Annotated in this window: 13 protein-coding genes and 1 tRNA gene; 6 read left to right on the top strand and 8 right to left on the bottom strand. The window is 65.5% G+C overall.

What is annotated here, in order from left to right; genetic code table 11:
- The first annotated feature begins 27 nt into the window (after positions 1–27).
- Genes BN977_RS17420 through BN977_RS17410 form a run of 3 tightly spaced genes read left to right on the top strand, consistent with a single transcriptional unit; the run spans position 28 to position 2,284 of the window.
- Positions 28–987 carry an NHL repeat-containing protein gene (locus BN977_RS17420; protein WP_234709621.1) on the top strand — a complete coding sequence of 320 codons (960 nt, stop codon included), beginning with the start codon at positions 28–30 and terminating at the stop codon, positions 985–987.
- On the top strand, positions 984–1,223 hold the full coding sequence (locus BN977_RS17415) for a DUF5703 family protein (protein WP_024453565.1): 240 nt from the start codon (positions 984–986) through the stop codon (positions 1,221–1,223). The genes BN977_RS17420 and BN977_RS17415 overlap by 4 nt, the downstream gene beginning before the upstream one ends.
- Entirely contained in the window at positions 1,220–2,284 is a 1,065-nt protein-coding gene (locus BN977_RS17410) for a quinone-dependent dihydroorotate dehydrogenase (RefSeq protein ID WP_036399832.1), read from the top strand. The genes BN977_RS17415 and BN977_RS17410 overlap by 4 nt, the downstream gene beginning before the upstream one ends.
- A 2-nt stretch (positions 2,285–2,286) precedes the next feature.
- On the opposite strand, the gene BN977_RS17405 is transcribed toward BN977_RS17410, so the two are convergent.
- Entirely contained in the window at positions 2,287–2,811 is a 525-nt protein-coding gene (locus BN977_RS17405) for a YbhB/YbcL family Raf kinase inhibitor-like protein (RefSeq protein WP_036399830.1), read from the bottom strand.
- A gap of 27 nt (positions 2,812–2,838) precedes the next feature.
- Positions 2,839–4,194 (bottom strand): M20/M25/M40 family metallo-hydrolase, encoded by a 1,356-nt coding sequence (locus BN977_RS17400; protein WP_407661199.1) that lies wholly within the window; start codon positions 4,192–4,194, stop codon positions 2,839–2,841.
- 103 nt (positions 4,195–4,297) lie between these two features.
- Here BN977_RS17400 and BN977_RS17395 point away from each other — a divergent pair.
- A tRNA-Leu gene (locus BN977_RS17395) sits at positions 4,298–4,383 on the top strand.
- On the opposite strand, the gene BN977_RS31970 is transcribed toward BN977_RS17395, so the two are convergent.
- From BN977_RS31970 to BN977_RS17375, 4 genes are all read right to left on the bottom strand, one after another.
- Positions 4,365–6,011: a recombinase family protein gene (locus BN977_RS31970; RefSeq protein WP_005061111.1), complete on the bottom strand. Its 1,647-nt coding sequence runs from the start codon at positions 6,009–6,011 to the stop codon at positions 4,365–4,367. The two genes, BN977_RS17395 and BN977_RS31970, sit on opposite strands and share 19 nt — an antisense overlap.
- Before the next feature lie 186 nt (positions 6,012–6,197).
- The gene (locus BN977_RS17385) at positions 6,198–7,703 is read right to left on the bottom strand and encodes a replication initiator (protein WP_005061109.1); all 1,506 of its coding nucleotides are present in this window, start codon (positions 7,701–7,703) and stop codon (positions 6,198–6,200) included.
- The gene (locus BN977_RS17380; RefSeq protein WP_005119794.1) at positions 7,696–9,141 is read right to left on the bottom strand and encodes an FtsK/SpoIIIE domain-containing protein; all 1,446 of its coding nucleotides are present in this window, start codon (positions 9,139–9,141) and stop codon (positions 7,696–7,698) included. Before BN977_RS17380 ends, BN977_RS17385 begins: the two co-directional genes overlap by 8 nt.
- Positions 9,142–9,235: 94 nt before the next feature.
- Positions 9,236–9,574 carry a hypothetical protein gene (locus BN977_RS17375; RefSeq protein ID WP_005061103.1) on the bottom strand — a complete coding sequence of 113 codons (339 nt, stop codon included), beginning with the start codon at positions 9,572–9,574 and terminating at the stop codon, positions 9,236–9,238.
- Between the two features lie 166 nt (positions 9,575–9,740).
- Here BN977_RS17375 and BN977_RS17370 point away from each other — a divergent pair, with 166 nt between their 5' ends.
- Entirely contained in the window at positions 9,741–10,943 is a 1,203-nt protein-coding gene (locus BN977_RS17370; protein WP_005061099.1) for an NsdA family TPR-like regulatory protein, read from the top strand.
- Entirely contained in the window at positions 10,940–11,680 is a 741-nt protein-coding gene (locus tag BN977_RS17365) for a creatininase family protein (RefSeq protein WP_005061097.1), read from the top strand. The genes BN977_RS17370 and BN977_RS17365 overlap by 4 nt, the downstream gene beginning before the upstream one ends.
- Positions 11,681–12,009: 329 nt before the next feature.
- Here BN977_RS17365 and BN977_RS17360 read toward each other — a convergent pair whose 3' ends face one another.
- Both BN977_RS17360 and BN977_RS17355 read right to left on the bottom strand, forming a co-directional pair.
- On the bottom strand, positions 12,010–13,209 hold the full coding sequence (locus BN977_RS17360) for an acyl-CoA dehydrogenase family protein (protein WP_005119779.1): 1,200 nt from the start codon (positions 13,207–13,209) through the stop codon (positions 12,010–12,012).
- A gap of 166 nt (positions 13,210–13,375) precedes the next feature.
- Positions 13,376–14,482, bottom strand: a complete 1,107-nt coding sequence (locus tag BN977_RS17355; protein ID WP_005061090.1) for an NDMA-dependent alcohol dehydrogenase — start codon at positions 14,480–14,482, stop codon at positions 13,376–13,378.
- Between the last annotated feature and the right edge of the window lie 123 nt (positions 14,483–14,605).

The raw sequence follows: 14,605 nt of genomic DNA, 5'->3' as shown, positions 1-14,605 counted from the left end.
CTGTTGAGTGGCGCATTCGCCCTGGTTGTGACGTTCTCTGCGGGTTGCTCAAAGAACCCTGCGGATTCGCCACCGCCCACCATCACGCCCGCCTCGGCCGCGGTGTCACCGCCGGCCGCCGGCGCCGTCCCGGGCGTCGTGCGCCCGCTGCCGGCGCCCGGCCTGGCGGCGGTGTTCGACCCGCGGACCGCCGCGCTGACCGTGTTGGGACCGGCCGACCGGCTGACCGTGTTCGGCGCCCACCCCCGGACCGTGACGCTGCCGTCACCGGCCCGCGCGGTGGCCGGCGACGGCACCGGGCGGGTCTATCTGGCCACCCGCGGGGGGTACCTGCGGGTGGATCTGGCCAACGGCGCGGCCACCCGGGTGGACGTCACCGGCGAGGCCGACACCGACTTCACCGCGATCACCGTGCGGGCCGACGGTCGCCTGGTCCTGGGCAGCGCCGACGGTGCCGTGCTGACGCTGGCGGCGGGTGACTCCGCCAACGCCGTCAGCGCCCGGCTGAAGATCTTCGCTCATGTCGACGGCCTTGCCGCGCAGGGCAATTCGGTGGTGGTGCTGGACCGCGGTCAGACCTCGGTGACGGAGGTCGACGACGACGGCACCAAGGCCGAGCAGGCGCTGCGCGCCGGTGAGGGGGCGACGACCATCGCCGCCGACCCTGCCGGTCGGGTGCTGGTCGCCGACACCCGCGGTGGCGCCCTGCTGGTGTACGGCACCGAGCCGCTGATCCTGCGGCAGGCCTACCCGGTGCCCGACGCGCCGTATGGCCTGGCCGGGTCCCCCGGCCTGGCCTGGGTGTCACAGACGGCCACCAACACCGTCGTTGGTTACGATCTGAGCACCGGAATACCCGTAGAGAAGGTGCGTTATAGGACCGTGCAGCAACCCGACATCCTGGCCTACGACGACGCATCGGGCACCCTGTACGTGGTGTCCGGATCCGGAGGTGGGGTGCAGGTGATCGAGAAGGCTGCCCGATGAGCGTGCAACGCGGCCGGATGCCGGCCGGCTGGGCCGGTGAGCTGTCCGACGAATACGAGTGGGTACCGCTGCGGCTGCCACCGGACGTCACCCGGCTCTCGGCGTCCATCCGGTTGTCCATCGAGGCCGAGTACCGCGGCTGGGAGTTGACCCGGGTGCGGCTGTACACCGACGGCAGCCGCCGAGTGTTGCTGCGCCGCAAGAAAACCGCACTCGGGGATCAGCCGGCGCTGTGATCTATCACCTGTTACGCCGGATGTTCTTTCTCGTCGATCCGGAACGCATCCACACGTATGTGTTCGCAGCCCTGCGGGCGGCGGCCGCGGTCGGCGTCAGCCGCAGGGCGCTGCGCCGGCTGCTCGCCCCCACCGATCCGATCCTGGCCAGCACGGTGTTCGGCGTGCACTTCCCGGGCCCCCTGGGCCTGGCCGCCGGATTCGACAAGGACGGCCGCGGCATGGCGGTCTGGGGTGCGCTGGGCTTCGGCTATGCCGAGGTCGGCACGGTGACCGCGCAACCGCAGCACGGCAATCCGCCGCCCCGGCTGTTCCGGCTGGCCGAGGACCGGGCGCTGCTCAACCGGATGGGCTTCAACAACCGCGGGGCCGCCGCGCTGGCGCTGCGGCTGGCCCAGCACACCCCCGACGTGCCGATCGCAGTCAACATCGGCAAGACCAAGGTGACCCCGGCCGATCGGGCCGTCGACGACTACGCCGAGAGCGCCCGGCTGGTGGGCCCGCTGGCCGCGTTCCTGGTGGTCAACGTCAGCTCGCCGAACACCCCCGGGCTGCGCGACCTGCAGGCGGTGTCCTCGCTGCGGCCGATCCTGACGGCGGTGCGAGCCGCCACCGACACCCCCGTCCTGGTAAAGATCGCGCCCGACCTGTCCGACGCCGATATCGACGAGATCGCCGACCTGGCAGTCGAATTGGGTTTGGCCGGCATCGTCGCCACCAACACCACGATCTCCCGTGCCGGGCTGCGCACCCCCGGGGTGGCCGACCTGGGGCCCGGCGGGGTGTCCGGCGCACCGGTGAAGGCCCGCTCGCTGGAGGTGCTGCGCCGGCTGTACGCCCGGGTGGGCGATCGCCTGGTGCTGATCAGCGTCGGCGGTATCGAGACCGCCGACGACGCCTGGGAGCGCATCGTGTCCGGCGCGTCGCTGCTGCAGGGCTACACCGGGTTCATCTACGGCGGCGGGCTGTGGGCCAAACACATCCACGACGGCATCGCCGACCGCCTGCGGGCCGGGGGGTTCGGATCCCTGGCCGAGGCGGTCGGGTCGGCCGCGCGGTAGGTCTACTTCTGCTCGTACGTGCCGTGGATGACGGCGCGGGCGATGGCCTGGCCGAACAGGTTGAAGCCGAGATAGGCCGGGGTGGCGCCGTCGGGCAGCCCCAGTGACTCGACGGGCAGCGCGTGCACGGCGATGTAGTAGCGGTGCGGGCCGTGACCGGCGGGCGGGGCCGCGCCGATGAAGCGCTTGAGGCCGGCGTCGTTGGCCAGGGTCACCGCGCCGCCCGGCAGCGGGTCACCGTTACCGGCGTCGGCGGGCAGCGACGTGACGCCGGCCGGCAGATCGGCCACCGCCCAATGCCAGAAACCCGAGGCCGTCGGGGCGTCGGGGTCGTACACCGTCACCGCGAAGCTGCGGGTCTCCTCCGGGAAACCGGACCAGCTCAGCTGCGGTGACACATCGGCCCCACCGGCTCCCATGATCCCGCTGACCTGGTCGTTGCCCAGCGGCTGACCGTCGGTCACCGATTCGGATGTCAGCGAAAACGTCGGAAGCTGCGGCAGGTTGTCATACGGTGACTTGCTCATCGCGCCCTTTCAGCAGTTTGTCAGGCTTCAGCATTTGGTAAGAAAGTTGTGCAGGACTTTCGCCCCGAACTGTAGTGCGTCCACGGGTACCCGCTCGTCGACACCGTGGAACAGCGCCGCGAAGTCCAGGTCCGGCGGCAGCCGCAGCGGCGCGAAGCCGAAGCAACGAATCCCCAAGCGGGAGAAGGCTTTCGCATCGGTCCCACCGGACATCATGTAGGGCACCGTGCGGGCACCCGGATCGGCTGCCAGCAGCGCGGCGTTCATCGCGTCCACCAGGTCACCGTCGAAGGTGGTCTGCACCGACGGCAGGTCGCGCTCCCAGGTGCGGGTGACGTTGGGCCCGATCAGCTCGTCGACCTCGCGCTCGAAGGCCTCCTTGCGGCCGGGCAGCACCCGGCAGTCCACCATCGCCTCGGCCGTGGCGGGGATGACGTTGGCCTTATAGCCGGCCTTGAGCATGGTGGGGTTCGCGGTGTCGCGCAGCGTGGCGCCGACGATGCGGGCGATGCCGCCGAGCTTGGCGATGGTGCCGTCCAGGTCGGGTGAGTCGAGGTCGAACTCGTAGCCCGTCTCTTCGGACACCGCGGCCAGGAATTCGGCGACCGACGGCGTCAGCACGATCGGGAACTGGTGCTTGCCCAGCCGGGCGACGGCCTCGGCGATGGCGGTGACGGCGTTGTCGTCGTGCACCATCGAGCCGTGGCCTGCCCGTCCGCGGGCTTCCAGCCGCATCCAGGACAGCCCCTTCTCGGCAGTCTCGATCAGGTAGAGCCGCTTCTCGCCGCCGTCGCGGGTCGGCACGGTCAGCGAGAACCCGCCGACCTCACCGATCGCCTCGGTGATGCCCTCGAACAGGTCGGGCCGGTGGTCGACCAGCCACTGGCAGCCGTAGGTGCCGCCGTGTTCCTCATCGGAGACGAAGGCGAACACCAGGTCCCTGGGCGGGACGATGCCCTCACGCTTGAGATGCCGGGCGACCGCGAGGGTCATGCCGACCATGTCCTTCATGTCGACCGCGCCGCGGCCCCAGACATAGCCGTCCTCGACGGCCCCGGAGAACGGGTGCACGCTCCAGTCGGCCGGTTCGGCGGGCACCACGTCGAGGTGACCGTGGATCAGCAGCGCGCCCCGGCTGGGGTCGGCGCCTTTCAGGCGGGCGAAGACGTTTCCGCGGCCGGGTGCGCCCGCCTCGATGTACTCGGTTTCATAACCCACCTCTTCGAGTTGGGCGGCCACCCAGTGCGCGCATTCGGCCTCGCCCTTGGTGGTTTCGGGCTCACCGGTGTTGGACGTGTCGAATCGGATGAGGCTGCTGACGAGGTCGACCACTTCGTCTTCGGGTCGAATCCGGTCGCTTCGCTCGCCTTGGGGCAATGTCACGTCCCTTTCCTACCACCTGCGGGCACGGCGTTCCGGGCCTCGGTTTTGTCGGGGTCGGGCATATCCGTTAGCCTTAAGCGCCCCACCCGATGGATGTGGGCTGGTCCGAGTGGCGGAATGGCAGACGCGCTAGCTTGAGGTGCTAGTGCCCTATTAACGGGCGTGGGGGTTCAAGTCCCCCCTCGGACACATCCGGCGACACGACTTAAGTCGGCCGTCACCTTGACTTGTCGTAGGTGCGGGTCGTAATCAAGACGCAAACCCAGGCTCGCGTACACCTGGGCGCGTTCCACCCCGGTCGCCTTGCCGAGGATCACCGACAGTCCGCCCAGCTCCTGTACCAATTCGCTGATCTGGACAGCAGACATGACGTGGGGTCGCTCCGTTCGCTCAAGACGAGCCCTCAGCTCGTCACGCTCGGCCGTGCGGCGACGCAACGCAGCAGTCAAGTCCTCAACAGCCACACCCGACTCGACCGCGGCGACCAAGGCAGCAATCTTGCTGTTGACCTCGCTCAGCTCGCGCTGCAAGGCGGCGTGGCCAGTTCTCGCCGAGGGGTTCATCTCCTGCCCGCGGGCGAGGTCTTCTGGATCGGCCAGGGTGGCGATCCATTCGTCCAGTCGTGCGGTCACCTCGTCTTCCCGAAGATAGACGGTGCGCGGATGGTCACTCAGGTCCACAGGTACGGAACGCGACTTGCCCAGCTCACATCGGTAGAGGATGCGCGTTGTTTGCTTCCCTGGTCGGGCGGCACCCTGCATGCGGCGTCCACATGCGGCACAGAACAGCAGCCCGCGCAGCGCATATGGCACCGTCGATTCTCTGCTACACACAAGACCCGGACCCCGCCGCGCCTGCATCCGAAGTCGGACAGCCTGCGCCAGCTCGTCAGTGATCAGCGCTTCGTGCGTTCGCCGGTCAGGTGCGATCCAGTCGACCTCGTCACGCCACCGCATACGAGTCTCGTACCCGGCAGCGACATCGTCGGGGTTGACCAAGACCTCGTATTTCTCCTGCTTGCCCCACACACGAATACCGCGGTACGCCGGGTTGTCGAGGATTGCGCGGATCGCCGAATGGGACCATCCGCGCGGATCACGGTGCCGGTTCCGCGCCGGGTCATATTGGCTTGGTGATGGCACACCCTCGTCGGTGAGCTGTTGGGCGATGTAGCGCAGCCCGGCGCCGTCCGCGTACATGCGGTAGATCCGCTCAACGACCGACGATGTCGCGGGGTCGGGTTCGAGGCAGTGAAGTCGCTGCCCAAGACTTGCCTTGGCAGGGTTGGGGTGCGGTCCGGCGTCGACGAGCCGATAACCATATGGCGGCCGACCACCGAGGTACCGGGTAGTGTCCTGCGCGAGCGCCGACATCGCGGTACGCACGCGCATCTGGATGCGAGCGCGCTCCCCCTTGCTCATGCCGCCGAACAGCGTCATCACGAGATCGTGCGCCTCGGAGCCGGGATCGACCGCTCCGCCGACCTCGGGCACCCATAGGCCGACTCCATAGTGCGTAAGCACCGGGAAGGTCAGCGCGAACTGCGGCCCGTAGAACGCGCGGGCGGGTTCGCCGATCACCACAGCGTCGAAGCCACGATCCCGGCCGGTGACATCGGCTAGCAGACGCGACGCCTCGGGCCTGCGCTTCCACGGCAGCGAACGGCTTTGTCCCACATCGAAGTAATCACTGACGAGGACCCCGCCATGCGGAGTGATCAGGTCGATGGCCCGCCGTTTCTGCCAACTGCGACTCGCCTCGGGTTCTTGAGCGTCCTCCGTGCTCACTCGGCCGTAGAAGGCGAACCTCAGACTCACGCCACTCCCCTCCCTGATCCAAGCATCCGGTCCCGTACAGCCAGTATGACCTGCACCAGCGCACGGTTGGCCTCATGCGGAAATCGATAGCTCTCGGGTACCACCATTTCAACACCTCCCTCCGACAAGGTCGGCGCATCGATTCGACCGTCGCACTCGGTGCGAGCATCTGCTGCTCGGGAACTGTCAGCCATCGCCACCCCTGGGGGGATCTCCCTGTTGGTTGCAAGCTTGGCGACGGGCTTCCACCCGTCCGATGCGGCGGGCGTGGATGCGTTGCAGGGCGGCGGAATAGATGAGGGTGCGGTCGCCGAGGCTGGCGGGGCCGGCACGGTCAAACTCCCACGCCACCAGATCATCGCCATCGGCGGACTCCAAATCCAGATCATGCTGATGTGCAGTGCTTATCAAACGCTGTTCACGTGTCCAGGTGGCGCGGCGTTCGCGCAACGCGGTCATGGTGGTGGAATAGCGGCGGGACTTGGAGGTGATGTGGCCTCGGTAGCCCAGAGTGTGCAGCCAGCGGCCGATACCAGCCAATCCCCTATCGGCGAGTTGGCTGATGGTGGTCAGGATCGCGCGAACGTGCTCAGTGACGTCGAGGTCAGCGACGGCCTCAGCGGAGATTCGCCGTGCACTAATCCCCACGTCAGCCAAGGACTTGGTGACGTATTTCGCGAGGTAGCGAGCTACGCGCCGGCCTGGCAGCATCCGGTCGCGTGGTGAATCCTCCTGCACAGCAATTTTTTTCGCGTCAGCTTGCCGGTTGTCGATTGGTTGGGTGTCGACTTGTGTGCCGAACCTGATTACCCGTGTCGCGGTGTCTGAGGATGAGTCGGTGACCGTCACGGCCACGGTTCGAGCGGCCTGTTGGATGATGGTGGCCAGTTCGGTTGCCGCGAGAGGCGCCTGCCAGTCCTGACCGCCACTGTTGTCGCCGGCGGGCGGGTCGAGGCGGATCAAGGCATGAATATGCGGGACAAGTCGGGCTTGCAGCTCAACGACTTTGATGAAGCTGACCCGCACCGAATCCGGGTCGGCCCCCGAGGCGCTTAGCTTTCGGCGCAGTGTGCGTCGCAGAGTGATGGTGAAACGTCGCCACAGTTCAGGCAGGTGCCAGGTGAAAAGGACGTGCCCGGTGTAGTCGTAGCAGTCTGCGCAGATCGGCTGTCCCACATGGATATCACCGTCGCTGTGGGTTGCACTGCACCAGAGGGGTTTTCCGTGTTGGCAGCGGTTGGCGCCGCCGGTGCGGTGATGATCGCGGCACACCCGGTGCCGCTTGTCGCCCGCACGTTCGGTGGTGTGAACAGGTCCATAGCTGGGGGCCGTAAGGGTGAGGAACACCTGCGGACGATCGGCCACTGCTGCGGGGATAGCGTGATGGCCGCCAACGGTGCCGGCGTGCACGAGTTGCCAGGTGTCGCGGGCGTATAGGTCTGAACACGACGGGCATATCTGGGCCCGGCGGTTGTTGCACCGTGTCCACACCACCCGATCCCGACCATATTCATCGGTGCCGACCAGTTGGATGGGGTGAGCGCAGAACCCGACCGATTCGGCACGCCGCCACCACGATTCGAACCCCATAGAGGCCGCGCGGCGTACCATCTGCTCAACCACCTTGGCGGTGTCGATGATCTCAGGAACACCGGGAAGGCCGAGCTGTGCCGCTTCCTTGGAGCTATTCATTGCTGCCCTCGCCCGATGTCTGGCCGCCGCCATGGCTTCTCGGCTGCCTCTTGCTGCCCGGCCGACCGGTAGGGCGGCGGAATCGAGCGGCGAGGGTGGCGATGTCCTGGTCGGTGACGTGGAAAGCCCGCACTCGCTGAGGTTGGGCGGTGCCGTCGACGAGCATGTAGCCCACACCCGGTGTTGCATCGGAGATCCGATCGCATTCCGCACCGGCATCACGCGCGCCTTGGCCCAGCACCATAGCGGTTTGAGTAGCCTCGGTCAGCCGCAGCCCGATCCGCACGGTGAACAGCTGCCGGACGGGGAGCGTGTCCTTGGCCGGGTCTTGGACCGCGGCCACCACCGAAATGCCGACGGCGCGGCCCTGGGAGAGCAGCAAGCCCAGCAGTTGTTCGATTTCGCTGCGCAGCTTGCGATCAGTGACATAGGCGGTCAAGGCCGCGATCTCATCAATCACCACGACAAAGAGCGGTTCGGATGAGGTGGGGGTGTGCAGGCGCGTCTTGCCGCGCAACCGGTTGGCGCGGGCGTGCATCACCTCCACCAGTTGCCGCAGCAGATGCAGAGTGGTGTCGGTAGCGTCGTGGCTAAACACCGTGAACATCGGGGCTCCGGCGCCCAGTTCCATGCCGCCTTTGGGGTCGATGACACAGAGTCGCACGTGCCCGGTCTTCACCGAGGGAGCGATGCCCGTGACCAATGACCACAACACCGAGCCTTTGCCGGCGCCGGTCGCCCCGGCGACCAGGATGTGATGCCCCAGTAGCGGCAACCGCCACCACCCGTGGCTTTCGGTCATCCCGACGCACACAGCCGTGAGGTCGACGATGGTGGCCGGCGTGGGCATCGGAAGTGCGATCGGTTCGGCGAGTAAGTCGCCACGCATCAGGGTGATCCGTAGTTCTCCTGGTGCGGTAGCGGTGATGGTGACGCGCTCCGCGCGCCACGTGGCAGCCAGCGCCTCGGCTTGTCTGTGCCAGTCCGGCACCGATTGGCCGGTCACGACGCGCAGCCGGAGTACATCGGTATGCGTGCCGATCTGCACTGACTGCAGTGTCGGCGTGAGAATGCGCTCGCCTAGCTTGGCGGTCAATCCATGCAGGACGCACACAGAGCCCCAGTTGCGGGTGTAGCGCCACCACGTCAGCCAGCGCCGCCGCACCGGCTCGGTCACCCAGGCGTGAAAGGATCGGCGGTCCAGCCATGCCCACGCCATGTACCCGAAACTGACCACGACGGCAGTGATCAGTCCCGGACGCACCCCATGGGTGATCGCCACCGCGATGCAGGCGACGATCGGGATGCTGATGGCGGGAAACAAGATCGCCCACCACAGCAGATATCCCACCGCTTTGAACAGTGACACGATGAGGTCTTCAATCCAGTCGTCATTGTTCGACTGGGTGTTGTTGGTGCTCTTGTTGTTTGACGCCATGATGGCTGCCTTCCGTGAACTCGGCGTGATGTGCGGATGTGCGGCCCGGGCTGGGGCGTGAGACTGTGCCAGTGCCACACCCCAGCCCAGGCGCTCATTTCGGTGCGCGCGCCACCTGGTCACCCGACCCAGCCGAGATCGCGGTGATCGCGTCGGCGCGGAAGGCCACACCGCTGCGATCGCCCTGTGCCCACGGGATCGCCACCAAGCCCGACACCGACACCGCCTGTGTGACAGTGAGTTTCGGGTCACCGGCGACGGTGACATTGAGTACTTCGCCGCCGGTGTCATCCAGGGCTAGGAGTTGTGTCGCAAACAGTGGCAACCCGGTACTGGTGTCGACCTTGGGGCTACCTGTCTCGAAATTCAGCCGAGGTTCTGCCGCCCGCGTCACAATGAACCGGGTGCCTGATGTGTCAATTCTCAATCGCATTGCTGTGCTGTCCCTTCTTGGTTTCGCACGCGGTCGTCGGTGTCCGCGAATCCAAGAACAGCGTGTGGACGGCAATCGCCGGAAGTCACCACCAGTAAGAGCCAGTAACACCCCGGCACGCGCACGATTGCCTGACCTGCGCTGATGTGTGAGGCATGATCGGAAGATGGCGGCAGTCGATCCACACCGTGCGCTCAACGCGCAGCGGCTCCGACGTGCCCGCCTGGAATACGGATTCAGTCTTCAAGAACTGGCAGCCGAGGTCGAAAACGTGCGCGGGATGCGCAGTGACCGCGATATTCCGCCGCGCGAATCCTTGCGTCAGATGATCATCAGCATCGAACGCGGCGGCCCATTCGGCGAAATGTGGCGGGCAGACCTTGCCGCAGTCTTCGGCCGCGACCCCGACGAGATATTCAGCGTACCGGTCCAATCACCGCTGCCGCACCCGTTGCTGCTGGAGTTGCCGGTCGACGAGGATGTGTTGTCGGTAATCACCACACAGCGGGCTGCGCACATCGAGGCAGAGCACGCCTTCGGCGCTCAACACGCGCGGCCGTTGGTCGAGCGCGATCTCGACACCGTCGAAGCGCTGATCAAAACCGCACCCCGCCGACTCAAACGTGCCATGGCAGAGGCAGCCGGGACCATCGCCGAAGTAGCTGGCTGGATCGCCCAAGACCTAGGCGATCATGCCGCCGCCCAAACGCTGACGCATAAAGCGTTCCTGCATCTGCGGGCTGCTAGTCCCGAGCTACGTGCGATGATCCTGATGCGGCAATCGAACATTCTCACGCGCAGCGACGCCAGCTTGGCCGTCGACCTCGTAGCCGATGCCGCCGAGTTCATCGACGGCCGCGACGCAGGGCGGCTGACGGCCAGCATCGCCCGCCAGCAAGCCCTCGCCGCGCTGCACAATGACGACGAGCGGGGCTTTCACCGGCACGCCGCCGAGGCCCTTGAGCTCGGCGACATCGAGCCCGCCACCGATGACCGGGCACCCTACGCCCACGCCGCTTACGTCGCCAGTGACATCGCATCCGGATACTTACGCCTCGGCCATGCTGAGAAAGCGCTGGAGCTGCTGACCAGCCACCACACCAGATGGACTTCACAACAGCACCGCGACCGTGCCGTCGCCGACATGCGGCTGCTGCATACCTACATCGCGATCCGGGACTATCGCCTCGCGCTTGCGCTAGCTGACACCGCCATCCCCGCCTACCTGTCAGCGCCATCGCAGCGAGCGCGCCGACACCTCGCTCAGGCGGGCAAACTCGTCCGTGACCGTCGACGAAGAGACACCAGCCCTGTCCTGCAAGAACTTGCCGCGCGCATCAAGAAAGCCACCCAAGGAGCACATACGTGAGCCGCCACATCATCCCCGATACCACCACCACCGATCCTGCTGCCACCAATTCCGTGGCAGTGCTACCGGTTGGTTCCTTCGAACAGCACGGCCCCCACCTGCCGCTGGGCACTGACTGTCTCATCGCCTGCGCCATCGCAACGGCAATCAGCCAGCATCACAACGTTTTCCGACTACCACCGATCACGTTCGGATGCTCTCATGAACACGCCGCGTATCCCGGAACGGTCAGTATCAGCGCCACAGCACTCGCGGCGGTCATCGCCGATATCACCCAGTCGCTCATCCAGCAGGCAGTGCGCGGGCTCATTGTCGTGAACGCCCACGGCGGCAACGCTGTACTCACTAATGTCGTGCAGCAGGCGAACCAGCCCGCCACCCCGATCAATGTGGGTCTCTATCCAAGTCGCGAAGATTGGACCGAAGCCCGCACCGCCGCTGGCATCACCAGCACCAATCACGACGACATGCACGCCGGCGAACTAGAAACCTCCATCCTGCTCGCCGCGTACCCCAGCTACCTGCGCGCCGGATGGAACACCGCTGATCACAGTGCCAGCGACCGCCGCTACCTCACCACAGTCGGCATCAGCGCCTACACCACCACCGGTGTCATCGGCTACCCGTCACGGGCCACCGAAGCCAAAGGCCACGCGCTGCTCAACCACCTCGGCCGCAACGCCGACACCCTCGTCACCCTGCTGACCGAAGCGGCCCGACCCGAAGAGTGCCAGTAACGAAGGCTCTCGCGTGCAGCATCCGGCGGCTACCTGCGGGCTTTACTACGCTCCCTCTGCTCCCGTCCGCTGGCGCTCCCGTCCGCGCCGGTCGCTACGCTTCGCCCTCTGTCCGCCGCCACAGCAGCCAGTACCGGCAAGCGCACTCTGTCTGGATCGACCACCCACAGCAGGAAATCAGGCTCGGCAGCGCAGCCTCCGCGTAATACCACCGCTGTGCTCGGCCACCGGCCAGCCCTGCTCATCCAGCAGCGACTAGATCGGTGCCAGCGCCCGCAAACGGCTTCTGACCTGCGGTGTGAGAACTTTCTTTACTTGGGATCAAGTAGCTAGATTCCGATACGCTTGGCGATGATCTCGTTCATGATTTCGTTGGTGCCGCCGCCTATTCCGAGAATCCGGCAGTCTCGATAGTGTCTCTCGATCTCAGACTCACGCATGTAGCCCATCCCACCGAAGATCTGAACTGCCTCGTTGACCACGTAGTCGCACGCATACACAGCGGTGTTCTTGGCCATCGACACCTCGGCAACGACATCCTCCCCCGCTAGCCACCTCTGCAGGACTGCACGGGTGTAGGTGCACGCCACGTCGACCTGTCGAGCCATCTCGGCAAGCTTATGGCGAATGACCTGACGCCCCGTCAAGGGTCTACCGAACGTTTCACGCTCCCGCGCCCAACTCTTGGCGAGATCGAGAGCCCGACCCGCCGTCGCGTATGCCTGGACAGCGATGCCGAGCCGTTCAGCCTGAAATTGCTGCATGATCTGCAAAAACCCGCTGTTCGCTGCCCCCACAAGGTTCTCAGCCGGTACGCGAACGTCGACGAAAGACAACTCGGCGGTGTCGCTACATCGCCATCCCATCTTGTCCAACCGGCGGGACACTTCGAATCCAGGCGAATTCTTGTCGATCACGAGCAATGAAACTCCACCGTAACCCGGTCCGCCGGTGCGTACCGCCGTAGTAACAAAGTCCGCCCGAACTCCGCTGGTGATGAACGTCTTTGCTCCGTTGACCACGTAGGTGTCGCCGTCGCGCACTGCGCGTGTGCGCAAATTCGCGACATCTGAACCTGCCCCAGGCTCGGTAACGCCCAGCGAGCCGATCATCTTTCCTGCGAGCGTCGGACGGACATATCGTTCAATCAGGGCTTCGGAGCCATTGGCGGCAATGTGGGGAAGGGCAATGCCATGGGTGAACAAGGCGGCACAGACGCCAGTAGACCCACCTGCGGCCAGGATGGCCTCAGTGACCAGTGCGGAGTCAATCGCGTTGCCGCCGCTGCCGCCGACATCTTCCGGGAACCCGATTCCGAGAAGCCCCACCTCGGCAGCATTGAGGTGCAGGTCGCGTGGAATCTCACCCACCTGCTCCCATTGCGCTAGCTTCGGCGCGATTTCACGTTCGACGAAAGACCGCGCCATCTGACTCAGCGCTCGTCGCTCCGGCGTGGTCCACGCCTCCGGGGCGACAACGAAACGAGCTGCCCCATCCTCGCTTGCCATGGTCGTGCCAGCGTCCGTCATCTCAGCCTCCGAGAGAATTTGATGGATGATTGATTACAAGGTGTCTAATGCTTGCCGTCTCAGGACGGGAAAGGAGAACGCGACGCGCGGCAGCCTAAGCGGTCCGGCGGCGTGTAATCTGCAGCGGCGCAAGGACATGAACACGAGCAGTGGAGCATGGTTCTCTTCAGAACCGGACGAGCCCTCGAATGTTTCTTCCTGAACGCATATCCTGGTAGCCCTCATTGATTTGGTCGAGGGAGTATTCGCGGGTGACCAACTCGTCGAGCTTCAACAGCCCGGCGGAGTAAAGCTCGACCAGCCGCGGAATATCGTGTGGCGCATTGGATGAGCCATACAAAGCGCCACGAATCTGCTTCTCGTAAAGCGTCATCTCCAGCAGTGACCCTGAGATCGACGACTCGTCGGGATGCCCGATGGCCGTAACCACGACGCGTCCGCGCTTTCCGACCAAGGCCAGCGCTTCGGCGGTATAAGAGCCCTCAGCTACATCAGTGGTGAGGATGCAGACATCGGCCAGCTTGCCCCGCGTCATATCGCTGACCAGCGACCAAGCTTCATCCATCGAGGCGGCGGTATGCGTCGCGCCGAACCCGCTCGCTTGCTCTCGCTTGAAGTTCACCGGATCGACCGCCACAATTGCTAGCGCACCCGCGATTCGCGCACCCTGAATCGCATTCATTCCGATTCCGCCTGCTCCCACTACCACGACGGTGTCCCCGGCGCGCACCTCCCCAGTCCGCACCGCAGATCCGTAGCCGGTCGTGACGCCGCAACCGATCAAGGCTGCCCGATCCAGAGGGATTCCGCCGTCAATCTTGACCACGGATGCCTGCGGCACCACTGTGTACTCGGAAAACGTTCCGAGCAAGCACATCTGCCCGACGTCCTCGCCTCGTGCGTGAAAGCGATAGGTGCCGTCGATCTGCGGTCCCATCATCAGCGCTGCTCCCAAATCACAGAGATTGCCCATGCCGCGCGCGCAGTAGGAGCAGCGCCCACACGAGGGAAGGAAGGTCAAGATGACAGAATCACCTTCGGACAGATCCTCGACCCCTTCACCGCACTCCACGACTGTGCCAGCACCCTCATGGCCCCCTACTACCGGCAATGGGATCGGGAGGTCGCCGGTCACCAGATGTTCGTCGGAATGGCACAAGCCGGTGGCCGCCAGCCGCACGAGGACTTCCCCGGGGCCCGGCGGATCCAACTCGACTTCTTCGACCTCCCACTTCTGCTCCAAGCCCCACAAAACAGCGGCACGTGTCTTCATGCTCAAGTCCCTTCTATCTAATGACGCTTCTGAAGTAGTTATCCCGACCGCGCACGGTGGTCGCGAGAACTGTCCCGTACTGTGTCCCGGCATATCGCCTATAGGCCGCGGCGGCCGCTCGCC

Source organism: Mycolicibacterium cosmeticum (genome assembly GCF_000613185.1).
Taxonomy (GTDB): Bacteria; Actinomycetota; Actinomycetes; order Mycobacteriales; family Mycobacteriaceae; genus Mycobacterium; species Mycobacterium cosmeticum.
This window is presented reverse-complemented; position numbering and strand designations above follow the sequence as displayed.